This window comes from Pseudomonas sp. K8, assembly GCF_014889455.1.
Classification (GTDB): domain Bacteria; phylum Pseudomonadota; class Gammaproteobacteria; order Pseudomonadales; family Pseudomonadaceae; genus Aquipseudomonas; species Aquipseudomonas veronii.
The window spans coordinates 63,167-88,082 of record NZ_VJWO01000019.1 but is presented as its reverse complement, the minus strand read 5'-3'; the positions used below and the strand labels follow the sequence as shown (position 1 = coordinate 88,082).

At 62.8% G+C, this 24,916-nt stretch carries 26 protein-coding genes; 10 read left to right on the top strand and 16 right to left on the bottom strand.

Going from position 1 to position 24,916, the window contains the following annotated elements:
* Positions 1-129: 129 nt before the first annotated feature.
* Both tusA and rlmM read right to left on the bottom strand, forming a co-directional pair.
* Positions 130-381 carry a sulfurtransferase TusA gene (tusA, locus tag INT12_RS15580; protein WP_017848764.1) on the bottom strand — a complete coding sequence of 84 codons (252 nt, stop codon included), beginning with the start codon at positions 379-381 and terminating at the stop codon, positions 130-132.
* A gap of 27 nt (positions 382-408) precedes the next feature.
* Entirely contained in the window at positions 409-1,485 is a 1,077-nt protein-coding gene (gene rlmM, locus INT12_RS15575) for a 23S rRNA (cytidine(2498)-2'-O)-methyltransferase RlmM (RefSeq protein ID WP_017848763.1), read from the bottom strand.
* A gap of 195 nt (positions 1,486-1,680) precedes the next feature.
* Between rlmM and acnA the strand changes: the two genes are divergently transcribed.
* The gene (acnA, locus tag INT12_RS15570; RefSeq protein WP_193040158.1) at positions 1,681-4,422 is read left to right on the top strand and encodes an aconitate hydratase AcnA; all 2,742 of its coding nucleotides are present in this window, start codon (positions 1,681-1,683) and stop codon (positions 4,420-4,422) included.
* A gap of 144 nt (positions 4,423-4,566) precedes the next feature.
* On the opposite strand, the gene INT12_RS15565 is transcribed toward acnA, so the two are convergent.
* The gene (locus tag INT12_RS15565; RefSeq protein ID WP_017848761.1) at positions 4,567-5,505 is read right to left on the bottom strand and encodes an aspartyl/asparaginyl beta-hydroxylase domain-containing protein; all 939 of its coding nucleotides are present in this window, start codon (positions 5,503-5,505) and stop codon (positions 4,567-4,569) included.
* 186 nt (positions 5,506-5,691) lie between these two features.
* Positions 5,692-6,666, bottom strand: a complete 975-nt coding sequence (cysK, locus tag INT12_RS15560) for a cysteine synthase A (protein ID WP_017848760.1) — start codon at positions 6,664-6,666, stop codon at positions 5,692-5,694.
* Positions 6,667-6,922: 256 nt separating this feature from the next.
* Between cysK and INT12_RS15555 the strand changes: the two genes are divergently transcribed.
* Positions 6,923-7,768 carry an AAA family ATPase gene (locus tag INT12_RS15555; RefSeq protein ID WP_017848759.1) on the top strand — a complete coding sequence of 282 codons (846 nt, stop codon included), beginning with the start codon at positions 6,923-6,925 and terminating at the stop codon, positions 7,766-7,768.
* Positions 7,769-7,779: 11 nt separating this feature from the next.
* Positions 7,780-8,958: a vWA domain-containing protein gene (locus INT12_RS15550; RefSeq protein WP_046384330.1), complete on the top strand. Its 1,179-nt coding sequence runs from the start codon at positions 7,780-7,782 to the stop codon at positions 8,956-8,958.
* A gap of 25 nt (positions 8,959-8,983) precedes the next feature.
* Here INT12_RS15550 and INT12_RS15545 read toward each other — a convergent pair whose 3' ends face one another.
* The 4 genes from INT12_RS15545 to INT12_RS15530 form a co-directional block, all read right to left on the bottom strand.
* Entirely contained in the window at positions 8,984-9,724 is a 741-nt protein-coding gene (locus INT12_RS15545; protein WP_017848757.1) for a 5-oxoprolinase subunit PxpA, read from the bottom strand.
* Between the two features lie 217 nt (positions 9,725-9,941).
* A complete protein-coding gene (locus INT12_RS15540; RefSeq protein WP_017848756.1) occupies positions 9,942-10,484 on the bottom strand; it encodes a DUF2937 family protein in 543 nt (180 codons plus the stop codon).
* 11 nt (positions 10,485-10,495) lie between these two features.
* The gene (locus INT12_RS15535) at positions 10,496-11,272 is read right to left on the bottom strand and encodes a class II glutamine amidotransferase (RefSeq protein WP_026140241.1); all 777 of its coding nucleotides are present in this window, start codon (positions 11,270-11,272) and stop codon (positions 10,496-10,498) included.
* Positions 11,273-11,302: 30 nt separating this feature from the next.
* Entirely contained in the window at positions 11,303-11,836 is a 534-nt protein-coding gene (locus INT12_RS15530) for a hypothetical protein (protein WP_017848754.1), read from the bottom strand.
* A 21-nt stretch (positions 11,837-11,857) separates the two neighbouring features.
* Here INT12_RS15530 and INT12_RS15525 point away from each other — a divergent pair, with 21 nt between their 5' ends.
* Positions 11,858-13,912 (top strand): S9 family peptidase, encoded by a 2,055-nt coding sequence (locus INT12_RS15525; protein WP_193040157.1) that lies wholly within the window; start codon positions 11,858-11,860, stop codon positions 13,910-13,912.
* Positions 13,913-13,946: 34 nt separating this feature from the next.
* Here the strand turns inward: INT12_RS15525 and INT12_RS15520 are convergent, their stop codons facing one another.
* Positions 13,947-14,225, bottom strand: coding sequence for a hypothetical protein (locus tag INT12_RS15520; protein ID WP_017848752.1), 279 nt, complete (start codon positions 14,223-14,225; stop codon positions 13,947-13,949).
* Positions 14,226-14,303: 78 nt separating this feature from the next.
* Between INT12_RS15520 and INT12_RS15515 the strand changes: the two genes are divergently transcribed.
* From INT12_RS15515 to INT12_RS15500, 4 genes are all read left to right on the top strand, one after another.
* The gene (locus INT12_RS15515) at positions 14,304-14,990 is read left to right on the top strand and encodes a hypothetical protein (RefSeq protein ID WP_193058908.1); all 687 of its coding nucleotides are present in this window, start codon (positions 14,304-14,306) and stop codon (positions 14,988-14,990) included.
* 60 nt (positions 14,991-15,050) lie between these two features.
* Positions 15,051-15,425 carry a YajD family HNH nuclease gene (locus INT12_RS15510; protein ID WP_003210675.1) on the top strand — a complete coding sequence of 125 codons (375 nt, stop codon included), beginning with the start codon at positions 15,051-15,053 and terminating at the stop codon, positions 15,423-15,425.
* A gap of 199 nt (positions 15,426-15,624) precedes the next feature.
* Positions 15,625-16,092: an RNA methyltransferase gene (locus tag INT12_RS15505; RefSeq protein ID WP_017848750.1), complete on the top strand. Its 468-nt coding sequence runs from the start codon at positions 15,625-15,627 to the stop codon at positions 16,090-16,092.
* Positions 16,093-16,160: 68 nt separating this feature from the next.
* Entirely contained in the window at positions 16,161-16,511 is a 351-nt protein-coding gene (locus INT12_RS15500; protein ID WP_046490402.1) for a DUF2892 domain-containing protein, read from the top strand.
* A 65-nt stretch (positions 16,512-16,576) separates the two neighbouring features.
* Here INT12_RS15500 and INT12_RS15495 read toward each other — a convergent pair whose 3' ends face one another.
* Complete coding sequence (locus tag INT12_RS15495) at positions 16,577-17,797, bottom strand: hypothetical protein (RefSeq protein ID WP_104903755.1); 1,221 nt, start codon at positions 17,795-17,797, stop codon at positions 16,577-16,579.
* A gap of 13 nt (positions 17,798-17,810) precedes the next feature.
* Positions 17,811-18,260 (bottom strand): YcgN family cysteine cluster protein, encoded by a 450-nt coding sequence (locus INT12_RS15490; protein WP_017848747.1) that lies wholly within the window; start codon positions 18,258-18,260, stop codon positions 17,811-17,813.
* Between the two features lie 153 nt (positions 18,261-18,413).
* Here INT12_RS15490 and INT12_RS15485 point away from each other — a divergent pair, with 153 nt between their 5' ends.
* Complete coding sequence (locus tag INT12_RS15485) at positions 18,414-19,007, top strand: nitroreductase family protein (RefSeq protein ID WP_017848746.1); 594 nt, start codon at positions 18,414-18,416, stop codon at positions 19,005-19,007.
* A 51-nt stretch (positions 19,008-19,058) separates the two neighbouring features.
* On the opposite strand, the gene INT12_RS15480 is transcribed toward INT12_RS15485, so the two are convergent.
* The 5 genes from INT12_RS15480 to INT12_RS15460 all read right to left on the bottom strand — a co-directional run bounded on the left by INT12_RS15480 (position 19,059) and on the right by INT12_RS15460 (position 23,718).
* A complete protein-coding gene (locus INT12_RS15480) occupies positions 19,059-19,991 on the bottom strand; it encodes a D-2-hydroxyacid dehydrogenase (protein WP_017848745.1) in 933 nt (310 codons plus the stop codon).
* A gap of 109 nt (positions 19,992-20,100) precedes the next feature.
* On the bottom strand, positions 20,101-20,394 hold the full coding sequence (locus INT12_RS15475) for a YcgL domain-containing protein (RefSeq protein WP_017848744.1): 294 nt from the start codon (positions 20,392-20,394) through the stop codon (positions 20,101-20,103).
* Positions 20,391-21,524, bottom strand: coding sequence for a ribonuclease D (gene rnd, locus INT12_RS15470; protein ID WP_169884554.1), 1,134 nt, complete (start codon positions 21,522-21,524; stop codon positions 20,391-20,393). Before rnd ends, INT12_RS15475 begins: the two co-directional genes overlap by 4 nt.
* A gap of 122 nt (positions 21,525-21,646) precedes the next feature.
* Entirely contained in the window at positions 21,647-22,246 is a 600-nt protein-coding gene (locus INT12_RS15465) for a class I SAM-dependent methyltransferase (RefSeq protein ID WP_193040156.1), read from the bottom strand.
* A gap of 101 nt (positions 22,247-22,347) precedes the next feature.
* Positions 22,348-23,718, bottom strand: coding sequence for a glutamine synthetase family protein (locus INT12_RS15460; protein WP_046384337.1), 1,371 nt, complete (start codon positions 23,716-23,718; stop codon positions 22,348-22,350).
* A gap of 410 nt (positions 23,719-24,128) precedes the next feature.
* Between INT12_RS15460 and INT12_RS15455 the strand changes: the two genes are divergently transcribed.
* Positions 24,129-24,902 carry a transporter substrate-binding domain-containing protein gene (locus INT12_RS15455; protein WP_017848740.1) on the top strand — a complete coding sequence of 258 codons (774 nt, stop codon included), beginning with the start codon at positions 24,129-24,131 and terminating at the stop codon, positions 24,900-24,902.
* Positions 24,903-24,916 lie beyond the last annotated feature (14 nt).

The window sequence follows — 24,916 nt, the reverse complement described above, 5'->3', positions numbered from 1 at the left end:
GTCGCCAGCGATAACGCAGCTTGCCTGGTTTGACGTGGCGCTCTCGGGGTCTTCGCGAGCAAGCTCGCTCCTACAGGAATCGGCGGCTTAGTTTTCGCGAGCAAGCTCGCTCCTACAGGAATCGGGGGCTTAGTCGAGCTTCTTGCGGATCCAGTACAGGTACGTACCGGCCTGTTCCTGCTGAGCCACCAGTTCATGGTCAAGGAACACGCAGAACTTGGGAATGTCGCGGCGGGTCGACGGGTCGGTCGCGATCACCTTGAGCAGGCCGCCAGGCGGCAGGTCACGGATGTGCTGGTGCAGCATCATCACCGGCTCCGGGCAGTTCAGGCCGGTAGCGTCGAGGGTGCCGTCGACGGCAGTGTCGGTCATATCGCTCATTGATTACTCCTACGGCAGGCGCTCAGTTTAACGGGCCTTGGTTTTCTTCACATCCACCAGCCGACGCAAGTGGCAGGTCACTTCCTCACGGTCGTGGTACAGCTGCTTACAGCCGATTTCCACACGAATACCGCGCGCCTTGAAGCCGTCTTCGATGCGCTCGAGCAAACGCTTGACCTCGGCGTAACGCTGCTTCATCGGCAGTTTCAGGTTGACCACCGCTTCACGGCAATAGCCTTCGCCGATCCAGGTTTCCAGCAAGGCGGCGTTGCGAGCCGGTTTTTCGACGATGTCGCACACCATCCAGTCCACCGGCTGCTTGGGCACGAAGGTGAAACCGTCGGCCATCAAGTGTTGCACCAGGCCGGTGTCCATCAGGCTTTCGGCCATGGGGCCGTTGTCGATGGCGGTCACCAGCATGCCCCGGTTGACCAGTTGCCAGGTCCAGCCGCCCGGAGCCGCGCCCAGGTCGACGCCGGTCATGTCGCCGTGCAGGCGCTCGTCCCACTGGTCGCGGGGGATGAAGTGGTGCCAGGCCTCTTCCAGCTTCAGGGTCGAGCGGCTGGGCGCATCGCGGGGGAATTTCAGGCGCGGGATGCCCATCGGCCACATCGCCGAGTTATTCGACTCGGCCAGGCCCATGAACACTTCGCGGCCGCTCTTGAAGGTCAGCAGCAGGCGCGGCTTGCTCGGGTCGTCCACCAGCTTGCCGGCGTTCAGCAGGGCTTTGCGCAGGTGAACTTCGAATTTCTTGCAGAAGTTCGACAGCTCCTTGCCGTCGTTGGTGTCGACCATCTCCAGCCACAGGCTGCCGCACACCGGGAATTCGCGCAGGTGCGCGAGGATCACGCTGATGCGGTCGGTTTCCGGCAGGTCGATGAACACCCCGCGCGCCCACTGCCGCGGGAAGATCAGCTCGGCAAAACGCTGGCCGTGCATCAGGCGCCGGGCACCGTCTTCCTCGGTGCAGACAAATTCGGCGCAGGCGCTGCCGGTCTTGGCCTTGGCGTAGCCGGAAACGTTCAGGCGCGCGGCGTGTTCCGCGATCTCGGAACAGACCTCGCCTTCAAAACCCGGGCGGCAGTGCATAAAAAGGGTGTTCATCGACTCTCCTGGCGACCCAACGGACTTGCGCTATCGCAATGTCTGTCATGAAAACGCGCGCATGATAACTGACTTCGGAACCTTGGATCTGTCCATAGAGTCCAGTAATTAGCCAGCTACTGAAAACAGGGCTAGTTTGATAGTTCTGTTCGTCCCGTCAGGTCCGTAGCCGTGCGGACCATAAGGAGTCATGTAATGTCATCCCTTGATAGCCTGAGAACCCTTAAAACCCTGCAAATCGACGACAAGACTTATCACTATTTCAGCTTGCCCGAAGCCGCCAAGCGCCTGGGTGACCTGGATAAGCTGCCGATGTCTCTCAAAGTACTGCTGGAAAACCTGTTGCGCTGGGAAGACAACAAAACTGTCACCGGCGCCGACCTCAAGGCCATCGCCGCCTGGCTCAAAGAGCGCCAGTCCGACCGCGAGATCCAGTACCGCCCGGCCCGCGTGCTGATGCAAGACTTTACCGGGGTGCCCGCCGTGGTCGACCTGGCTGCCATGCGCGCCGCCGTGGCCAAGGCCGGTGGCGACCCGCAGCGCATCAACCCGCTGTCGCCGGTGGACCTGGTGATCGACCACTCGGTGATGGTCGACAAGTTCGGCACCACCGCCGCGTTCGGGCAAAACGTCGACATCGAAATGCAGCGCAACGGCGAACGCTACGCCTTCCTGCGCTGGGGCCAGAGCGCCTTCGACAACTTCAGCGTGGTGCCGCCGGGCACCGGCATCTGTCACCAGGTCAACCTCGAATACCTCGGCCGCACCGTGTGGACCAAAGACGAAGACGGCCGCACCTATGCGTTCCCCGACACCCTGGTCGGCACCGATTCCCACACCACCATGATCAACGGCCTCGGCGTGCTTGGCTGGGGCGTGGGCGGGATCGAAGCGGAAGCGGCGATGCTCGGCCAGCCGGTGTCGATGCTGATTCCGGAAGTGATCGGCTTCAAGCTCACCGGCAAATTGAAAGAAGGCATCACCGCCACCGACCTGGTGCTGACCGTCACCCAGATGCTGCGCAAGAAAGGCGTGGTCGGCAAATTCGTCGAGTTCTACGGCGACGGCCTGGCCGACCTGCCCCTGGCAGACCGCGCCACCATCGCCAACATGGCCCCGGAATACGGCGCCACCTGCGGCTTTTTCCCGGTGGATGAGGTGACCCTGGACTACCTGCGCCTGTCCGGTCGCCCGGCGCAGACCGTCAAACTGGTCGAGGCCTACACCAAGGCCCAAGGCCTGTGGCGCAACGCCGGCCAGGAGCCGGTGTTCACCGACAGCCTGGCCCTGGACATGGGCAGCGTCGAAGCCAGCCTCGCCGGGCCGAAACGCCCGCAGGACCGCGTGTCGCTGCCGAATGTCGGCCAGGCGTTCAGTGACTTCCTCGACCTGCAATTCAAACCGACCAACAAGGAAGAAGGCCGCCTGGAAAGCGAAGGCGGCGGCGGTGTGGCCGTGGGCAATGCCGATCTGGTGGGCGAAACCGATTACGAGTACGACGGCCAGACCTATCGTCTGAAAAATGGCGCCGTGGTGATCGCCGCGATCACCTCCTGCACCAACACCTCCAACCCCAGCGTGATGATGGCGGCCGGGCTGGTGGCGAAAAAGGCCGTGGAAAAAGGCCTGACCCGCAAACCCTGGGTAAAAACCTCCCTGGCCCCCGGCTCCAAAGTGGTCACCGACTACTACAAGGCGGCCGGCCTCACCCAATACCTGGACAAGCTCGGTTTTGACCTGGTGGGTTATGGCTGCACCACCTGCATCGGCAACTCCGGCCCGTTGCCCGAGCCGATTGAAAAAGCCATCCAGAAAGCCGACCTGGCCGTGGCGTCGGTGCTGTCCGGCAACCGCAACTTCGAAGGCCGCGTCCACCCGCTGGTGAAAACCAACTGGCTGGCCTCGCCGCCGCTGGTGGTGGCGTATGCGTTGGCCGGTACGGTACGCATCGATATCAGCCGCGAACCGTTGGGCAACGATCAACACGGCAATCCGGTCTACCTCAAGGACATCTGGCCAAGCAGCCAGGAGATTGCCGACGCGGTCGCCCAGGTCAGCACCGGTATGTTCCACAAGGAATACGCCGAGGTGTTCGCCGGCGACGCACAGTGGCAAGCCATCGAAGTGCCGCAGGCCGCGACCTACGTGTGGCAGAAGGATTCCACCTACATCCAGCATCCACCGTTCTTCGACGACATCGCCGGGCCGCTGCCAGTGATCAAGGACATCCACGGCGCCAACGTCCTGGCCCTGCTGGGCGATTCGGTGACCACCGACCACATCTCCCCCGCCGGCAACATCAAGGCCGACAGCCCGGCCGGCCATTACCTGCGCGAACAAGGCGTGGAACCGCGCGACTTCAACTCCTACGGCTCACGCCGCGGCAACCATGAAGTGATGATGCGCGGCACCTTCGCCAATATCCGTATCCGCAATGAAATGCTCGGCGGCGAGGAAGGCGGCAACACGCTGTATGTGCCCACCGGCGAGAAAATGCCGATCTACGACGCCGCCATGAAGTACCAGGCCACCGGCACGCCGCTGGTGGTGGTCGCCGGCCAGGAATACGGCACCGGCTCGAGCCGCGACTGGGCGGCCAAGGGTACTAATCTGCTAGGGGTCAAGGCAGTGATCGCCGAAAGCTTCGAGCGCATTCACCGTTCCAACCTGGTGGGCATGGGCGTGCTGCCGTTGCAGTTCAAGCTGGACCAGAACCGCAAGGCGCTCAAACTCACCGGTAAGGAGAAGATCGACATCCTGGGCCTCAGCGACGCGCAGATCGTGCCGCGCATGAACCTGACCCTGGTGACTACCCGCGAGGATGGCAGCAGCGAGAAGATCGACGTGCTGTGCCGGATCGATACCCTCAATGAAGTGGAATACTTCAAAGCGGGCGGCATCCTGCACTATGTGCTGCGCCAGTTGATCGCGTCATAAGGCGATCTCAAAAGCAATGGAGGTCCAATGTGGGAGGGGGCTTGCCCCCGATAGCGGTGTGTCAGTCATCAGATGTATCGACTGATCCACCGCCATCGGGGGCAAGCCCCCTCCCACAGTTTTGACCGCATTTAAAACTTCAAGTCAGCCGAAGAGCCACTTCCACAGCAGTACCAAGACGACAACCGCCAGCACCGGCCGCGCAATGCGGTAGGCCTTGGGATGCTTGCGCTTCCACTGCTTGACCACGCTGCTGATCTTGTCGCTGAACGACTTGCTCCAGGCATAAGCCTGGTTGATGCCGCCGACGCGTTCGTCGTCCAGGTTCTGCGGCGCGGTGGCGCGGCCCAGTTGCGCGCTGACCCAGCGGTTGATGCGGGTCATCAGCGGATTGCTCAGCGGGCGCTCGATGTCGCAGAACAGGATCACGCGGGTCTTTTCCGTCTCGTTCTTCACCCAGTGTACGTAGGTCTCGTCGAACATCACGTCTTCACCGTCGCGCCAGGCGTACTCCTGGCCGTCGACGAAAATGCGGCAGTCGTCAGAGTTCGGCGTGGACAGGCCCAGGTGATAACGCAGGGAACCGGCAAACGGGTCGCGGTGCGGGTTGAGGTGACTGCCGCCCGGCAACAGCGCGAACATCGCGCCCTTGACGTTGGGGATGCTGCTGACCAGAGCCACGGTTTTCGGGCACAGGGCCTCGGCCGAGGGCAGCGGTTTGTCGTACCACTTGAGGTAGAAACGCTTCCAGCCCTTCTTGAAGAACGAGCCGAAGCCGGCGTCGTTATTCTTTTCGGCGGCGCGGATGTAACCCTCGTCGAACAGGTGCATGGCCTCTTCGCGGATCACTTCCCAGTTGTCCTTGAGCACGTCCAGTTCCGGGAACTTGCTGCGGTCCAGGTACGGCTTGGACGGCACGGCCGAGAACAGGTACATCAAGGCGTTATACGGGGCAAACAGCGCCGAGTGGTTGACGAACTGGCGCAACATCGGCAAACGGGCCTTGCCGCGCAGGTGTACGTACAGCGTGCTGCCGATAAACACCAGCAACACCGACAGTTTGGCGGCCAAAGAAAAGGTCATGCAGCAACTCCTGGAAATAAGCGCCTGGCCAACAACCTCCCGTCGAGGGGAAACCAGGCGTAGCAGCCGGCCATGATAAACACTCCGGACCTCGGGAAAAACCCGCGCAGTCCAACAATCAGCGTTTAAAACGGCGCGAGGGTAGGCCAATTATGCATAAGGCCCCCGCTCACACGCTGATTTGCATCAAGCCTGGTTTTCTTGATCGGTAAACAAATCACTGAACAGCATGCTCGACAGGTAGCGCTCGCCGGAGTCCGGCAGGATCACCACGATGGTCTTGCCCTGCATCTCCGGCTTCTCGGCCAGGCGCACGGCGACCGCCATCGCCGCGCCGCAGGAGATCCCGCACAGAATCCCCTCTTCCCGCATCAGGCGCAGGGCCATGGCCTTGGATTCGTCGTCGCTCACCAGTTCCACGCGGTCGACCATCGACAGGTCGAGGTTCTTCGGCACGAACCCGGCGCCGATGCCCTGGATCTTGTGCGGGCTCGGCTTGATCTCTTCACCGGCCAGCGCCTGGGTGATCACCGGCGAGACGATCGGCTCGACGGCCACCGACAGAATCGGCTTGCCCGCAGTGTTCTTGATATAGCGCGACACCCCGGTAATGGTGCCGCCGGTGCCCACGCCCGCCACCAACACGTCGACGGCGCCGTCGGTGTCGTTCCAGATTTCCGGGCCGGTGGTTTTTTCGTGGATCGCCGGGTTGGCCGGGTTTTCGAACTGCGCCGGCATGTAGTAGGTGGCCGGGTCGCTGGCGAGGATTTCCGCGGCTTTGTCGATTGCGCCCTTCATGCCCTTGGCTGGTTCGGTCAGCACCAGCTCGGCGCCCAGGGCCTTGAGCACTTTGCGGCGCTCGATGCTCATCGACGCAGGCATGGTCAGCACCAGTTTGTAGCCACGGGCCGCGGCGACGAACGCCAGGCCGATGCCGGTGTTGCCCGAGGTCGGTTCGACAATGGTCATGCCCGGCTTGAGTTTGCCGGTGCTTTCCGCGTCCCAGATCATGTTCGCGCCAATGCGACACTTCACCGAATAACCCGGGTTACGCCCTTCGATCTTGGCCAGGATGGTCACGCCACGCGGTGCGATGCGGTTGATCTGAACCAGAGGCGTGTTACCGATGGAGTGCGCGTTGTCTGCAAAAATGCGGCTCATGACGGGTCCTTGAGGCGGCTTGAAGAAAGCCCCAAGGGTATGCCTCGTCTTCCAAAGCGTCCAGTCAGAGGAACGTCGGAGACATCGCAATAGTCAATCTCCTACAAGCCCGCAGAACAGCCCCGGGAACGACCATGCCTTCGATCGACTGAGCGCACGCGTGACTGGTCATTCAGAGACTGAATAACCCGTCTGCGTTCACAGTCGCCGGGGCCGCACGGTATAGTCGGGCATTGATGAATTCGAGGAATGACCGATGAAGTTCGAAGGCACCCAGGCCTACGTTGCCACCGATGACCTGAAACTGGCCGTCAACGCGGCCATCACCCTGGAGCGGCCGCTGCTGGTCAAGGGCGAGCCGGGCACCGGCAAGACCATGCTCGCCGAGCAGTTGGCCGAATCCTTCGGCGCCAAGCTGATCACCTGGCACATCAAGTCCACCACCAAGGCCCACCAGGGCCTGTACGAGTACGATGCGGTCAGCCGCCTGCGCGACTCGCAGTTGGGCGTGGACAAGGTGCATGACGTGCGCAACTACCTGAAGAAGGGCAAGCTCTGGGAAGCCTTCGAGGCCGAGGAACGGGTGATCCTGCTGATCGACGAAATCGACAAGGCCGACATCGAGTTCCCCAACGACCTGCTGCAAGAACTCGACAAGATGGAGTTCTACGTCTACGAAATCGACGAGACCATCAAGGCCAAGAAACGCCCGATCATCATCATTACCTCCAACAATGAAAAAGAACTGCCGGATGCGTTCCTGCGCCGCTGCTTCTTCCATTACATCGCCTTCCCCGACCGCGCCACCCTGCAAAAGATCGTCGACGTGCATTACCCCGACATCAAGAAAGACCTGGTCAGCGAAGCGCTGGACGTGTTCTTCGACGTGCGCAAAGTGCCGGGCCTGAAGAAAAAGCCCTCCACCTCCGAACTGGTCGACTGGCTCAAGCTGCTGATGGCCGACAATATCGGCGAAGCGGTACTGCGCGAACGCGACCCGACCAAGGCCATCCCGCCCCTGGCCGGTGCGCTGGTGAAGAACGAGCAGGACGTGCAATTGCTCGAACGCCTGGCGTTCATGAGCCGTCGCGGTAACCGATAAGGGCGCCTGCCATGTTGCTCAACCTGTTCAATGAAATGCGTGCAGCCAAGGTGCCGGTGTCGGTGCGCGAGCTGCTCGACCTGATCAACGCCCTGAAACAGCGGGTGATCTTCGCCGACATGGACGAGTTCTACTACTTGGCCCGGGCGATCCTGGTCAAGGACGAACGCCATTTCGACAAGTTCGACCGCGCCTTCAGCGCCTATTTCAACGGTCTGGAAAAGCTCGACGACCACCTGCAGGCGCTGATCCCCGAAGACTGGCTGCGCAAGGAATTCGAACGCTCGCTGAGCGACGAAGAACGCGCGCAGATCCAGTCCCTCGGCGGCCTGGACAAGTTGATCGAAGAGTTCAAGAAACGCCTGGAAGAACAGAAAGAGCGCCACGCCGGCGGCAACAAGTGGATCGGCACCGGCGGCACCAGCCCGTTCGGCTCCGGCGGCTACAACCCGGAAGGCATCCGCGTCGGCGATGCGGGCAAGCGCCAGGGCAAGGCGGTGAAAGTCTGGGACCAGCGCGAGTACAAGAACCTCGACGATCAGGTGGAACTGGGCACGCGCAACATCAAGATCGCCCTGCGCCGCCTGCGCAAGTTCGCGCGCCAGGGTGCGGCGGAAGAGCTGGACATCGACGGCACCATCGACCACACCGCCCGCGATGCCGGCTTGCTGAATATCCAGATGCGCCCGGAACGGCGCAACACCATCAAGCTGCTGTTGCTGTTCGACATCGGCGGCTCGATGGACGCCCATGTGAAGATCTGCGAAGAACTGTTCTCCGCCTGCAAGACCGAGTTCAAGCACCTGGAATACTTCTACTTCCACAACTTCGTGTACGAGTCGGTGTGGAAGAACAACCAGCGCCGCACGTCGGAGCGCACCTCCACCCAGGACTTGCTGCACAAATATGGCGCCGATTACAAAGTGATCTTTATCGGCGATGCCTCGATGGCGCCGTATGAAATCACCCAGGCCGGCGGCAGCGTCGAGCATTGGAACGAGGAGCCGGGGTATGTGTGGATGCAGCGCTTCATGGCCAAGTACAAGAAGCTGATCTGGATAAACCCGTATCCGAAGGACACCTGGGGCTATACGGCGTCGACCGGGATCGTGCGGGAGTTGGTCGAAGACCAGATGTATCCGCTGACCTTGCGCGGGCTCGAAGAAGGCATGCGGTTCCTTTCCAAGTAACCCGATATCTCCCATAGGCGTGGCGTCACTGGCACTTCAACGCCTCGCGAATGCGCTGCACGGAAGCCACCGAACTGGCGTTATCGCCATGCACACACAAGGTATTGGCCCGCAGGACCAAGGGGCTGCCATCGCTGGCGGTCAAGGGTTCGCCACGGGAAATGGTCAGGGATTGCTGGATGATGGCTTCGGTATCGTGGTGTACCGCGCCGGGCAATTGGCGGGAAACCAGGTGCCCCTTGTTGTCGTAGGCACGGTCGGCGAACGCCTCGAACCACAAGATCACACCGTATTCGTCGCCCAGCGCCTGGGCCGCACGGTTGTCGCGGGTGGCCAGCAGCATCAGCGGCAGTTCGCCGTAAGCGGCAACGGCCTGGATCACCGCACGCAACTGCGCGGGGTTGGCCATCATGTCGTTGTACATCGCGCCATGGGGTTTGACGTAGCTGACCCGTCCGCCCTGGGCGCGGCAAATGCCGTCGAGCGCGCCGATCTGGTAGTGCAACAGGTCTTGGATTTCTTCGGGCGTGTAGGCCATGGAACGGCGGCCGAAACCTTGCAGGTCCTGATACGCCGGGTGCGCCCCGACCAGCACGCCATGCTTGAGCGCCAGGCCGACGGTCTTGCGCATGATGCTCGGGTCGCCGGCATGGAAGCCACAGGCTACGTTGGCGCAATCAATGAACGGCATGACCTCAGCGTCCAGACCCAGGTTCCAGTTGCCATAGCTTTCGCCGATGTCGCAATTCAATAGCAGACGGCTCACGCTGAGTGCTCCTGTAGGCTTTGTTTTTTTGTAGTGTGGGATCTTTTACACAAGACTCGCAACTTATCCCACCGTCCCAGCGACACTTATCGTGAAACGGCGCGATTTTTGGCGTGTGTCCGGGACGGTGTCCACCCCATAAAGGTCGACCCCATGAAGTTGAAGGAACGCGATTAAAACGGTGGGAGCAAGCCCCCTCCCACCATTACAGGCCTTTCTACAGCCCTTTCAAATCACGCTCTTCGATCGGCCGGCTCTGGCGCAGGCGCTTGCCGCCCAGCACCACCCAGTCGATCAAGCGGAACAGGCACTCCAGGCCGAACGACAACAACATCGCCCCGCCCAGGCCCCAGCCCATGGCTTCGGGGGTCAGCAGGATCTGGTAGCTGTAGCCGTTCCAGGTTTCCAGGCGGATCGCCGGGTCGGCCGCGACCGCTACCTGCAATGCGCGAATGTACCAGGGGCCTTGCATGGCCTGGAATTGCTTGTCCAGCGCCAACTGGCGATCCAACAACGTGCCGAGGCTGTTGGCATCGCTGCGAAACACCGGGTCGTCGCTGGCGCGGTAGTGGGCGACCAGGGCCTGCAGGTCGCCGTTGAAGAACTGTTGCGCGGTGGATTCAAAGCCGCGCAGGCCGGTCTGGGCCTCGATCAGGTGGGCTTCGACGCGCTTGGCGTAGTCATTGATGAACCCCGGCACTTGCACACCGACCAACAAGCCAATGGCAAACAACACCAACCGCAGATAGCTGAGCAACATAGTCGACTTCCTTACTCGGTAATGCCCTGGCTGACGCATTCACCGCGCCGCCACAGGCTCCACTGGCCCGGTTCGTAGCGGGTCCAGTTTTCGTTGTCGGTCAGGGGTTCGGTGGCGATCACCGTTACCACATCGTTGGGCGTGGTTTCGGCCTGGAAATCGACGATCACGTCGACATCTTTCAAACGTGCCGGGCCGAACGGAGCACGCCGGGTGATCTGGGCCAATTTGGTCGTGCAGTAGCAGAACAACCAATCGCCGTCGCTGAGCAGGCAGTTGAACACGCCTTTGCTGCGGTATTCGGTGCAGGCGGCGATCAGGTCCGGCAGCATCTGTTCGATCTCCACCGGCTCCGGGAACGCCTCGCGGACGCGGTTGAGCAGGTCGCAGAACGCCGCTTCGCTGTCGGTGTCGCCCACCGGCCGGTAAAACGTGGCGCGCGGGGTGAAGTCGGCCAATTGGCCGTTGTGTGCAAAGCACCAGTTACGCCCCCACAGCTCGCGCACGAACGGGTGGGTATTGGACAGACACACCTTGCCCACGTTGGCCTGGCGGATATGGCCAATCACCACTTCACTTTTGATGGGATAACGCTGCACCAGCCGCGCGACTTCCGATTCGCTGCTCGCGGCCGGGTCCTGGAACAGGCGCAGGCCACGACCTTCATAGAACGCGATGCCCCAACCATCGCGGTGGGGGCCGGTACGCCCACCGCGCTGCATCAGCCCGGTAAAGCTGAACACGATATCGGTGGGGACGTTGGCACTCATGCCCAATAATTCACACATGCCAGGGCTCTCGCTGCAGGGCAGACAACGTTAAAGGCGCGGCTCGACCCGCATACCGCCCACAGGCGCCGGGCGACGGAACGGCTCGTCATCGTCTTCGGGCTCGGCGGCCAAGGCGGCATCAGCGGCGGCCTTGCGCTCACGGCGGGCATTGGCGGCGCGCTCGATGGGCCAGCGGATCAACACAAACACGAGGTACACACCAAAGGCGATCATCGTGTACATGAACAAGTCGGAGACGGCCCGCCAGGCGTTGTTGCCGACCTTGAGCACCAGGTCCAGCGCAGTAATCGCCACGGCCGGCGCGAACTGGGTCTTGACCGGGTCGACGATGGTCGGGCTCAACAGCAGCACGGCCATCAGCAATTGCAGTGGCTCGCGCAACCAGCGCCAGATCCAGCGGGTCATGCGCCACCACACCAACAGGCAGCCCAAAGCGGCGAAGGCGTAAAGGCCCCAAGCGGTCAGATAATCGTTCTCGGTCATGGTGTCCATGGCAAGGTAGGCAAACAGGCCGCTATGATAACGGCTTTTGCGTGTCGCGGCTGCAATGCCTGCCACCATCCGCCAGACAGAGAGTGCTCCATGCCGCCATCGACCCCCATCACTGCCGCCCCGATTGCCCGCAAGGCCCCAGGCCAGGACCCTTACGCCTGGCTGCAAGTACGTGACAGCGCAGAAGTGATGGATTACCTGAAAGCCGAAAACGCCTGGCAGGAAGCCCAACTCGCCGGGCAACAGGCGCTGCGTGAAACCCTGTTCGAAGAGATCAAGGGCCGTATCCTCGAAACCGACCTGTCGCTGCCCTCCCCCTGGGGCCCGTACCTGTATTACACGCGCACCACCGCCGGCGACGAATACGCCCGCCACTACCGCTGCCGGCGCCCGGCCGACGACAGCAACCAGGTGGATGACAGCAGCGAGGAGCTGTTGCTCGACCCCAACGTGCTGGCCAACGGCGGCTTTTTCTCCCTCGGTGCGTTCAGCATCAGCCCCGACCATCAGCGCCTGGCCTACAGCCTCGATACCAATGGCGAAGAGATCTACACCCTATATGTGAAGGAATTGGCCACCAACAAAGTCAGCGAACTGGCGTTCGATAACTGCGACGGCAGCATGACCTGGGCCAATGACAGCCTGACCCTGTTTTTCGGCGAACTGGACGATACCCATCGTCCGCACAAACTCTACCGCTATCGCCTGGACGGCACCGCCGCGCAGGAAGTGTTCCACGAGACCGACGGGCGTTTCTTCCTGCACTGCTACCGTTCCAGCTCCGAGCGCCAGTTGCTGGTGGCCCTGGGCAGCAAGACCACCAGTGAAATCTGGGCGCTGGACGCCGACCAGCCGCACCTGGACTTCACCTGCCTGGCGCCACGGGTCGAAGACCACGAGTACGACGTCGACCACGGCCAGCTCGACGGCGCGTGGACCTGGTTCATCCGCAGCAACCGCGACGGCATCAACTACGCCCTGTTCGTCGCCGCCGACACCGGCCGCGTGCCGACCCAGGCCGACTGGAAAAACCTGATCCCCCACAGCGATGAGGTGATGCTCGACGGCGTGAGCCTGAATGCCGGCGCCATGACCTTGAGCCTGCGCATAGGCGGCCTGCCGGTCATCGAAGTGCATCCCCAGGGTCTACCGACCTATCGTGTGGAATTGCCTGACGCTGCCTACAGCCTCTACGTACAAAACAGCCTGGAATTCCCCAGCGACAAGATCCGCCTGCGCTATGAAGCCCTGAACCGTCCGGCCCAGGTGCGCCAGTTGGAACTGGCCAGCGGCGCGCAACAGGTGCTCAAGGAAACGCCGGTACTCGGCGTCTTCAACGCCGACGATTACGTCAGCCAGCGTTTGTGGGCAACCTCCGCCGATGGTACCCAGGTGCCGATCAGCCTGGTGGTCAAGCGCGACCAGCTTGGCAAACCGACGCCGCTGTACCTCTACGGCTATGGCGCCTACGGCCAGAGCCTCGATCCGTGGTTCTCCCACGCGCGCCTGAGCCTGCTGGACCGTGGCGTCGCGTTTGCCATTGCGCATGTACGCGGCGGCGGCGAGCTGGGCGAAGCCTGGTATCGCAATGGCAAACAAGAACACAAGCAGAACACGTTCAGCGACTTTATCGCCTGTGCCGAACACCTGATCGCACAGGGTTTGACCTGCGCCAAACAGCTGGTGATCAGCGGCGGCAGTGCCGGTGGCCTGTTGATCGGCGCGGTGCTCAACCAGCGTCCGGAACTGTTCCAGGCGGCGATTGCCGAAGTGCCGTTCGTCGACGTGCTCAACACCATGCTCGACCCCGACCTGCCGCTGACCGTCACCGAGTACGACGAGTGGGGCAACCCGCAGGAGCCCGAGGTCTATGCGCGCATCAAGGCGTATGCGCCGTATGAGAACGTGCGCGCCCAGGCCTACCCGGCCCTGCTGGTGATCGCCGGCTACAACGACAGCCGCGTGCAATACTGGGAAGCGGCCAAGTGGGTGGCCAAGCTGCGCGACACCAAGACGGACGACAACCTGCTGCTGCTCAAGACCGAACTGGGGGCCGGCCATGGCGGCATGAGCGGGCGTTACCAGGGATTACGTGACGTAGCGCTCGAATATGCATTTGTGTTCAAGGCGCTGGGGCTGGTTTAGCGGTCCTGTCTGAACGCTGGAGCGCTCGACGCGGTTAACCGCCGGGTGTCTTCGGTTTGCTGTCGTTCGGTGGCACGCCGGGGACCGTCTGGTCCTTCGGTGGCGCAGGTAACACAATAGGCACCAGCGGCGGCGAGCCGTTCGTCTTGGGCACCGCCGGCGGAGTGACTTGCGGATACAGCGTCGGGGTGGGGGTGCCCGGCGCGCCTGGGGTTGGCGCCGGCGCGACCGGTACGGTTTGCAACTCCTGAGCCTGCGCCACACCCAATGTGAGCGCGCCCAACACAATGACCGTTAGAATGCTGCACTTCATCGATGGCTCCATGGCCTGACCGGAATGTCGTAAGGCTACTCCCAACCGCGCAAGAATGCCCTTCCCAATGAGATCTCCATGAAACGTTTCGTTCTGCTGGACACCACCCCGATCCCCGACAACGGCGGTGCCTTGTGCCTGTTCGAATACGGCGAGGACTTTGTCATCAAGATCCAGGGCGGCGACGGCGGCCAGTTGATGAACACGCGCATGCACGGCTCCGAAGACGCGCTGGCAGAAATCCCTTGTCGCAAAGTCGCCGGCCGCCCCGGTTCGCGGGTATTGATCGGCGGGCTGGGCATGGGGTTCACCCTCGCGTCGGCCCTCAAGCACCTGGGCAAGACCGCCGAAGTGGGGGGGGCAGAACTGGTGCCCGGTGTCGTGGAATGGAACCGTGGCCCTTTGGGCGAAAAGGCCGGGCGCCCGCTGCTTGACCCGCGCACCGTGGTCCGCATGGAAGACGTGGCCAAGGTGCTGCAAGCCGAGCCCCAGGGCTTTGATGCGATCATGCTCGACGTGGACAACGGCCCCGAAGGCCTTACGCAAAAAGCCAACAGTTGGCTCTACTCCGCCGGTGGCCTGGCCGCCTGCGCCAAGGCCCTGCGCCCCAAGGGCGTACTTGCGGTGTGGTCGGCCAGCGCCGACAAGCTGTTCAGCGACAAACTGCGCAAGGCCGGTTTCAAGGCCGAGGAAGTGCAAGTGTTCGCCCATGGCAACAAGGGCACGCGGCACACCATCTGGATTGCGGAAAAGCTCAAGGGCTAATTGCGCCGCGATTGGCTAGAATCAACCCTATCCGTGACCCACCCGAAGACAGGAGCCATGATGAGCTCGACCAACCCGCCCTCCCACACCGCCAAGCTCGACCGCATCCTCGCCGATGCCCAGCGCGACCGGGAAATGGGCTACCGCGACAAAGCCCTGAAAATGTACCCCCACGTGTGCGGCCGCTGCGCCCGTGAGTTCGCCGGCAAGCGCCTGAGCGAACTGACCGTACACCACCGCAACCACAACCATGACGACAATCCCCAGGATGGGTCCAACTGGGAGTTGCTGTGCCTGTACTGCCACGACAACGAGCACTCGCGCTACACCGACCAGCAGTACTTCGGCGAAGGCTCCACCAGCAGCCCGACGATCGCCAAGGCCACGCACAACCCGTTCGCGGCGTTGGCAGGGTTGATGAAGAAAGACGACTGAAGTTGCACGCGGGCTGCCCCGCCCTCTTCGCGGGCAAGCCCGCTCCTACCCTTGACCGCATTCCAGAGCATGGACACGGGCCAATGTGGGAGCGGGCTTACTCGCGAAGGCAGCAGTGCCAGCGGCGCAGCGCTCGATAGCGACCACAGCCCGACCAATCCCCGTATAATCGCCGCTTTTCTCCAAGGCACCCTTCCCCGTGGGCAATAAACGCTACAGCTGCATCGGTCTGTATAACCCCAAATCCCCCGAAAACGTCGGTTCGGTGATGCGCGCCGCCGGTTGCTACGGCGTGGCCTCGGTGTTCTACACCGGCAAACGCTACGAGCGCGCCCGGGATTTCATCACCGACACCAAGAAGGTCCACCACGACATTCCGCTGATCGGCATCGATGACCTGAGAAAAATCCTGCCGCTGGGCTGCATCCCGGTCGCCGTCGAACTGGTGGACGGCGCCCGCCCGCTGCCCGAATACACCCACCCCGACCGCGCGCTGTACATCTTCGGCCCCGAGGACGGCTCCCTCGACAAAGAGATTCGCGACTGGTGTGAAGACGTGGTGTACATCCCGACCACCGGCTGCATGAACCTCGCCGCCACCGTCAACGTGGTGCTCTACGACCGCCTGGCCAAGGGCAATAACACCCGCTCGGGGCCCAAATACTGAGTTGCCGGGAACATCCGGCGCCTGCACACAGTCAGTTGCGTATCACTAGCCCTTGTTGGAGACCGATCATGAGCGACAGCAAAACCCTGCGACCTGTCATTGAATCCACCCCACGCCAGGCCCGCCCCACGCAGAACGTACACGGCTGGGAGCGCATCGGCTCGGTGGCCGGCGGCGTGATCATGGTCGGCAAAGGCCTGCGCCGTGGCGGGATTTTCGGGCTGCTCCAGGTGGCGATTGGCGGCGTGGCGCTGACGCGTGGGTTTACCGGGCACAGTTCGCTCAAGGACAAGCTGGAACAAGGTCGCCAGGAAATGAACAGCCTGCGCACGAAAATCGAGCGGGCCGGTGACGAGTTGAAGAACCTGAAGACCAAGGCGCAAGCGGGGGCCGAAAAGGCCACAAAAACCACCGGCTGAGCCAAGTCTTCTGCCTGTTGCTGATCCAGATGTGGGAGGCGGCTTGCTCCCACCTTTATTCTGGGTCAGCGCAACAGCTTGGAGTCCAGCACCACCGACGACTCGCCGATAATGCTCTGGGCCAGTCGCACAAACTCTGGGGTGCTGACGCTGTTCGCCCGCATCACCACTTGCGCGAGATCATCCAGCGAGCGCTTGTTGTGGGTTTTCACGCGGATCTCGCGATCCAGCTCCTGCATCACCACCACTGCCCGCGCCACGGTTGCGCCGCTGACGTGCTCGCCACGCAGGCTGGTGACGTTCTTGCCTTCGCGGGTCAACCGCGCCTGTATCGCCGCATAGCGCTCATCGGTGATCCCGCCGCCACGGCGCAACAGTTCGATCGCGTAATACTCCGCCAGGCCTTCGCTGATCCAGTCGCTGGCATCATGGTCACTGAAGCGGCCGATGGCATGCACCACTTCGCGGATCAACGGGCTGCTGCCGTTTTCACTGACCAGCGGCGTGCGGCTGTTGAGGTAGACCGAGTCGCGCGCCGAGAAGGCGCCACGGCGCATCGGGTCGCTGGCGCCGACAATCAATAGCTTGGCGGGGTGACGCGGGAACGCGGCTTCCACCTGCGGCCAGACGAAAGTCAGCAACGTCAGCACGTCCATACGGCGCATGGCCTGGCCCTTGGGCGAGGTCACGGTGACGTCGGTTTCGCCCAGGCGCACACGGCGGCTGCCGAGGTTACCGGCGAGCATCCAGCCGGTGGGCCGGTCGAACAGGCGCGAGACGTTGTTGATCCGGAAGGTGTGCTTGCCGATACGCGGCCAGGCGGTTTCGACGCTTTTCCAGCCCGTCGGCAGCTCGAACACCAGGCGCGAGACCAGCTCGACGCCGTCCTGCTGGTCGAGGTGCGCGGTCGGCACCAGGTCTTCCCCGCGAAACAGCGCCCAATCCGGCGTCATGCGCGTTTCATAGATACCCGGCTTGCGCGCATGGCTGAGGCGTACACGGTAGGTCAGGCTGGCCTTGTCGGCGCTGGGTTGCCAAAGGCCGCGATGGCCACTGACTTTCCATTGGCCATCGGCCTTGAAATCGCTGTAGTCACCGTCGCGACCCAGCTCGAAATCCAGGCTGCGCACCGCCGAACCCTGGGACAGACTCACGCGCACCTCAGCCTGATCGCTCTGGGGCAGCAGTTTGACGTGATAGTCCAGGTCGACTTTCTTCGCGCACCACGCCGGTGTGCTCAGCGCCAGCAACACCAGGCTGGCCGCCAGCCGGGTCAGGCCCTTCATACTCGCTCCTTGTTCAGCCAGCGCGGAAGATCAGGTAATCCTCCCAGTCTTCTTCGGGCACGCTGCCTTCGCGGAGCATGCGTCCGGACTGGGAAATGCGTTCGTGATGCACGGCGTCACGGTCGCCGCAGACCAGGTGATGCCACAGCGGCAAGTCCTTGCGCTCGCTGACCAGGCGGTAACCGCAGGTGGGCGGCAACCACTTGAACTGGTCGGCTTGGCCCGGGGTGAGCTGGATGCAGTCGGGCACCGACGCGCGGCGGTTGGGGTAATCGGTACACTGGCAGGTTTTCAGGTCGAGCAGTTTGCAGGCGATGCGCGTGTAATAGACGCTGTTGTCGTCTTCATCCTCGAGCTTTTGCAGGCAGCACAGGCCACAGCCGTCGCACAACGACTCCCACTCCTCCTGATCGAGGTGTTCAAGGGTTTTGCGTATCCAGAAAGGTTCGACTTTGGCGGCCATGGCTCTACATCGGTATCGGTGGGTGAAAAGGCCGCCAGTCTAGTGCCCAAGGCCACTGGGGCCAAGCGCTTACGACTGGCGGTGTTGCAAGACTTGTCAGTCTAGTGGGAGCGCAGTAGCTTTGAGCGCCGAATTGACGATCAGGAACTGCCCATGAGCACCAACCCCCGCGCTGCCGATTACCCGATCAACCCCCAGTTCACTGAGCGCTGGTCGCCTCGCGCCTTTACCGGCGAGAGCATCCCGCAGGAAACCCTGCTGAGTTTTTTCGAAGCCGCGCGCTGGGCGCCATCGGCCTACAACTCGCAGCCCTGGCGTTTTCTCTATGCGCGCCGTGACACGCCGGACTGGGAACGTTTCCTCGGTCTGTTGAACGAATTCAACCGCAACTGGGCGCAGCATGCGTCGGCCCTGGTGATCATCGCCTCGAAAACCGACTTCATCGCCCCCGGCGCCAGCGAAGAAACCCCGGCGCTGTGGCACACCTTCGACACCGGTTCGGCCTGGGGCTACCTCGCGCTGCAGGCCAGCCTCAGCGGCTGGCACAGCCATGGCATGGCCGGCTTCGATCAGGCGCTGACGCGCAAAGAGCTGAAGATTCCCGAGGGTTATGCGCTGCATGCGGCGGTCGCGATTGGCAAGCTGGGCGACAAGTCGAGCTTGCCCGAGTACCTGCAAGGCCGTGAGACCCCAAGCCCGCGCAAGCCGTTGAGCGAGCTGGTTTCGCAAGGCGATTTCAGTCTCTAGGACTGACGTGGGAGCTGGCTCGCCAGCCCCCACCTGTGGTTCGACGCGGTGTCAGTAGCCGCGCTCGAAATCCACTTCACCGCGCAACACTTGCTTGGCCTGGTAGGCGCGCACGTTTTCCAGAAACAGTTGCACCATCATCGATGGCGAGGTCGGCGCCGAGCTGTGCCCGGTCAGCAGCAAGCCCCAGGCGGTCCAGAACGGGTGGCGCTGCGGCAACGGTTCCTGGCGGCACACGTCGATCACCGCGCCAGCCAGGTGCCCTTCTTTCAACGCTTCGACCAGATCCGCATCAACCACCGCGACACCGCGGCCGACGTTGATAAACAACCCGCTCGGCTTGAATTGCTTGAACAGCGCCGCGTCGTACAGGTCGTGGGTGTTCGGCGTGTTGGGCAACAGGTTGATCACGTAGTCCGCTTCGCCCACCAGCCGGCCGAGCTGATCGAGCGCGGCCACTTCGACAAACGGCGCCTGCTCGCGCGCCTGGCTGGCGATGCCGTACAGCTTGACGCCAAACGGCACGAGGAACTGCGCCACGCGCTGGCCGATATCACCGCAGCCGACGATCAGCACCGTGCGCCCCGCCAGGCTCTGGCCCATGCGGTTGTCCCACTTGCGCTCGACCTGGCTGACCAGGCGCGCCAAGACTTCGCGTTCATGGCCGAGCATGTAGGTGAGGATAAATTCCGCCATGACCTGGCCAAAAATCCCCACCGCACGGGTCAAGCGATAGTCGCGGGGCAGGCCGTCGGCCAGCAGCGGCGTGATGCCGGCCCAGGTCGATTGCAGCCACTGCGGCTGGTGCCCCTGGCGCAACAGGGTGGCGAGCAGGTCCGGCTGGCCGAGCCACACCGGGCAATCGGCGGCCAGGCGCGAGAGTTCGGCCGAGTCGCCGCTGGTCAACACCTCGAGGTCCGGGGCCGCTTCGCTCAGCAACCGGGCGTAGAGCGGGTGATCCTGTTCAGCAATCAGAACACGCATGGTGCAAACCTTTCAAAAACAATGCGGACGGCCGCCCGCATCCTTACGGCCACCATCCATTAATACGATTCCATGGAAAAGAATGCGCCCCGGGCAGGGCACGCCACGATCACATCGGGTCGTTGCGGCGCAGCAGCTCTTCGGGCAAGTGTTCGATGTACTCGTCCTCGGCCGGTGGCATTTGCAGGTGGTAGCCCTGCTTTTCGAGGTTTTCCAGGACCACTGCGATGTCCTCGCGCGACAGCTTGCGCTCGGGCGTCAGCACCATGTCGAAGGCGTGATGGGCCTTGCCGAAGGCTTCCATCAAGGGTTCCGGCACGCGCTCCAGGGCATCGCTTTTCAGCACGTAGAGATACATTTCGTTGCGTTTCAAGCTGCGATAGATGGAGCAAATACGTTTCAAGGCTGTTCTCCGGCAGTGGCCAGGCTGTCGAGCAGCGCCTGGCCCATCAACTCGCGGCGCCAGCCACGCAGCGAGTCTGGCAATTGGTAAGGCCCGTCGGGGTAGCCACTTTTGACCAGGGCTTCGAGGGTTTTCTTGCGCAGCATCAGTTCCGGCGCCATCTCCAGACGTTCGGCTTGCGCCTGGCCCAAGGCGCGCAGGTGCTTGATCAGCGTCGCGGCGTCCACCGGCAGCGGTTCAGCCACGGCGGGCGGCCATTGGTCCATGGACACGCTGCCGGCGCGCTTGATCAGGTCCAGCAGAAACTGGCCATCCTGACGCACGGTACGCGGGTGCATGTCTTCGATTTTGCCCAGGGCGACGAGGTTATCCGGCTGGGATTTGGCCAGGGGCCACAGCGAGTGTTCACGAATGATGCGATTGCGCGGCAGGTCACGGGCACGCGCTTGCTGCTCGCGCCAGGCGCACAGTTCACGCAGCACGGCGAGTTGGGCACGGGACAGTTTCCACGCCAGCTTGGCCTCGCGGTACACCTCGTAAGGGTCGACTTCGCGGCGCAGGTTGGCCACCAGTTCGGCACCGTCTTCCAGCACCCAGGCGTACTTGTCGTCCGACAGCCGCGGGCGCAGGCGAATGAAGACCTCGGCCAAGTGGACCGCATCTTCGGCGGCGTAGCTCACCTGGGTCTCGGACAACGGGCGCTGCAGCCAGTCCGAGCGGGTTTCGCCCTTGGGCAAGTCGATATCGAGCACGGCTTGCACCAGGCGCGAATAGCCCATGGAGAAGCCGAGGTTCAGGTAAGCCGCGGCCAGTTGGGTGTCGAACAACGGCACTGGCAGGCTGCCAGTCAGGCGCAGCAACACTTCCAGGTCTTCACTGCAGGCGTGGACCACTTTGATCACGGCCGGGTTTTCCAGCAACGCCGCCAGCGGTTGCCAGTTGTCGATGGTCAGGGGGTCGATCAGGTAAGCGCGAACGCCATCACCGATCTGGATCAGCCCGGCAATGGGATAAAAGGTGTCGACCCGCATGAACTCGGTGTCGAGGGCGACGAATGGCAACTGCTGCCATTCGGCGCAATGCTGGCCGAGGCTATCGTTGTCGCAGATCCAGTGAATATCGATGGCCACACGGCTCTCCCTTGAAGAATGGCGCGCAGTATATATCGCGGAAGGGACTTGCGAGCATCCGCAGTGCACACGCAATCATGAAAACTCCGACAGCATGTGAAGAATAGTCGGACAGATTGGAGTTATCCCATCTTACGTAGAACGTAGACACGCCATACGCTGGAGCCAGGAATGAACTCCTGGTGATTCAGGATCTGGAACCCCGCCTGGCAGAACTCCTCCTCCACTGGCGTCCGGGAGGCGACCGACACGATCACGGTGTCGCGGCTGACCCGATGAAACTCCTGTAGCAGCGCTTGGCGCCCTTCGCGGCTGGGCACGTGGCGAAACAATTCCAGACAGAAAATGCAATCTACCGCGTTCGCCGACAAGCCGATGGAAAATGCCGAGCCCTGAAAGGTCTTGACCCGCTTGAGCAGCGCCGCCGGGTGATGGGTGCGGGCGTGGTCGAGCATGTCCTGGGAGTTATCCGAGGCGAGGATGACCCGGTTGACGTGTTCGGCCAACACCGGCCAGAACCGCCCCGAACCGCAGGCCAGGTCGAGGATCAGACCGGGCTCGCCGGCCACCTTGAGGGCATTGCGCACCAGCCGCCCGTCACGCCACGCCGCCAGACGCCGGCGCAGCCCAGGCGGGCGCGTATCGCCGCAGACCCTGGCGTGCTCACGGTCACAGCGTTCGGCGTATTCGATCTCGATGGACGAAAGTGGTGGTGACAACATCACGGGCTCATGTGAGTGGAACGGTAGTGAACGACCTTGATTCGCAGCTTAACCAGTGCAACGTGAAAAAAAGGTCGAAAAAACCACCACCGTCAATCCGTTCACGCCGAGTGCAGATACCAGCGCCAATCCTGCTCGCCCACCTCGCCCATGAACTGCCGATATTCAGCCCGTTTCACCGCCAGGTACACGCCGAGGAACTCACTGCCGAACGCCTCCCGTGCCCAGCTGGAGTCTTCCAGGGCGCGCAGGGTGGTGAGCCAATCGGTGGGCAGCAACGCGTTGGCCTGGGCGTAGCCGTTGCCTTCCACCGGAGCGCCGGGGTCAAGTCGTTCGCGGATGCCGCGGTGGATACCGGCGAGGATCGCCGCCGCCGCCAGATAGGGGTTGGCGTCGGCGCCGCAGAGGCGGTGTTCGATGTGCCGCGACGGCGCCGGACCACCCGGCACACGCAGGCTGACGGTGCGGTTGTCGACGCCCCAGGTGGCGGCCAGCGGCGCATAGCTGTTGGTCTGGAAGCGGCGATAGGAGTTGGCGTTGGGGCAGAACATCAGCAGCGAATCGAGCAAGGTGCTGAGCATGCCGCCCACGGCCTGGCGCAGCAGCGGCGTACCGTCGGCGGCCTCGCTGGCGAACAGGTTATGGCCCTCGGCGTCCGCCAGGCTGACATGCATGTGCATGCCGGTGCCGGCCAGGTCGTCGAACGGTTTGGCCATGAAGCACGCCGTCATCCCGTGTTTGTGCGCCACGCCTTTGACCAGGCGTTTGTAGCGCACCGCTTCGTCCATCGCTTGCAGGGCATCGGTGCGGTGTTCGAGGGTGATTTCGACCTGGCCCGGCGCGTATTCGGAAATCGCCGTGCGCGCCGGGATGCCTTGCAGTTTGCAGGCGCTGTAAAGGTCGGCGAGAAACGGCTCGATCTGCTCCAGCTCGCGCAGGCCATAGACCTGGGTCGCACGCGGGCGGCCGCCGTCCATGTCACGCGCCGGTTGCGGGCGGCCGTTGTGGTCGGGTTTCTGGTCGAGCAGGTAGAACTCCAGTTCCGCCGCCATCACCGGGTAATAACCATCGGCCTTGAGCCCGTCGATCACCCTGGCCAGCACGTGCCGGGGGTCGGCCACGGTGGCGGGCAAGCCTTCGGTGGGGTGCATGCTGACTTGCACCGCCGCCGTCGGAATCAGCCGCCATGGCATGCGCTGCAAACTGCCGCTGATCGGGTAGGCGCGACAGTCGATATCGCCCACCTCCCACACCAGCCCGGAGTTTTCCACGTCATCGCCATGGATGGTCAGGCCAAGGATCGTGCTGGGCAGCGGGCGGCCGCTTTCATACACCGCCAGCAGTTCGTCGCGATGCAGCAACTTGCCGCGCGGCACGCCATTGTTGTCGAGGATGAACAGCTCGAACATCTCGATGTCCGGGTTCTGCTCAAGGAAAGAGCGGGCTTCGTGCAGGCTGGCAAAAACACTCATGGCAATTCTCATACGTTTGCGTCAGGCAGGCGCACAGGCGCCGCCGGGCGGATGCGCGCAGGTGCGCGTCATCCATCGGATAGATCAACGTAGGAGAGAGGTATCTGGTGGGCGCGCATGTCGACAGTGGAACAGGGCCCAGAAAGCCAGCGCGGAGGGCAACGCCTCGACATCCGCCGGACCGCTCGGCGCGAGCACGCCAGGCAGTGTCTCGGGGTAAGTGTCGGGGTAACCGTCCATGGGCGAATCACAGTGAGGGAGATGCCTGGCAGCGTCACACGCCGGGTCAGGGGCGTCAATTCAGGGTTGACGGAGTTTGGTTGCACGTTGGCTAAACATTCGCCGTCCTTGCCACCCCGCCATCTTGCTGGAAATAATGGCCGCCCGATCATGCCCAAGGACTCGACCGCATGAAAGCTCCTTTAGCCCTGTGTGTATTGGTGAGTCTGGCGACACCCGCCCTCGCGGACACGCCCCCCTCGCGCCTGGACAACGTGCTCGACAGCGGCACGCTCACCGTCTGCACCACCGGCGACTACAAGCCCTACACCTTCCTGCGTGCCGATGGCCGCTACGAAGGCATCGATATCGCCATGGCCGAGTCCCTGGCCAAGAGCCTCAACGCCAAAATCGCCTGGGTGCCCACCACCTGGAAAAGCCTGATGCCGGACTTCCTCGCGCACCGCTGCGACATCGCCGTGGGCGGTATTTCGGTGTCGCTGGAACGCCAGAAAAAGGCGTTCTTCAGCCAGTCCCTCGGCGTCGACGGCAAGATCCCGCTGGTGCGCTGCGCCGATGTGCAGCGTTACCAGAGCGTCGAGCAGATCAACCAGCCACAGGTGCGGGTGATCGAACCGGCGGGCGGCACCAACGAAGTGTTCGCCCGGGCGCACCTGGGCCAGGCGCAACTGCGCCTGCACGACAACGTGACCATCTTCGACGAACTGCTGGCGGGCAAGGCCGATGTGATGATCACCGACGCCAGCGAGGCGCGCTTCCAGCAGAAACTCAAGCCGGGGCTGTGCGCGGTCAACCCGCAGCGGCAGATGCAATACAGCGAGAAAGCCTTCCTGCTGCCACGCGACGATGTGGCCTGGAAAAGTTACGTCGACCAGTGGTTGCACCTGAGCGTGGCCACCGGGGTGTACGACGGCATCGTCAATCAATGGCTGGCGGCGCCCTGAGCCGCAGCCGTCTA